The sequence below is a fragment of the Myxococcus sp. AM011 genome (assembly GCF_013372595.1).
Classification (GTDB): domain Bacteria; phylum Myxococcota; class Myxococcia; order Myxococcales; family Myxococcaceae; genus Myxococcus; species Myxococcus eversor.
In genome coordinates this window covers 1-426 of the sequence record NZ_JABXEM010000653.1, presented here as the reverse complement: position 1 = coordinate 426, position 426 = coordinate 1, and the positions used below count along the sequence as shown (strand labels likewise).

The following is a 426-nucleotide window of genomic DNA, read 5'->3' as shown; positions in this document are numbered from 1 at the left end:
ACCCTATCCAACTAATAGCAAGATTATTATGGGGGATGTACTGAATCATGCAGCACTGAAGCAGGCCATGCAGGGACAGGATGTTGTGTATGCCAACCTTACGGGGGAAGATTTAGATATTCAGGCAAATTCAGTGATCGCTGCGATGAAAGCCTGTGATGTTAAACGTCTGATCTTTGTTCTTTCCCTCGGTATTTATGATGAAGTTCCAGGAAAATTTGGCGAATGGAATAATGCAGTTATTGGTGAACCCCTAAAACCATTCCGCAGGGCTGCGGATGCAATTGAGGCTTCTGGACTGGAATATACAATTCTTCGCCCTGCCTGGCTGACTGATGAAGATATTATTGATTATGAGCTTACCTCACGCAATGAACCATTCAAAGGTACGATCGTATCACGTAAGAGTGTCGCAGCATTAATTAC

1 protein-coding gene is annotated in these 426 nt (G+C 43.7%); it reads left to right on the top strand.

The features are described from left to right. Positions 1 to 426: NAD(P)H-binding protein (locus tag HUW62_RS47865; RefSeq protein WP_176438242.1), on the top strand; the 426-nt coding region annotated here is incomplete at both ends.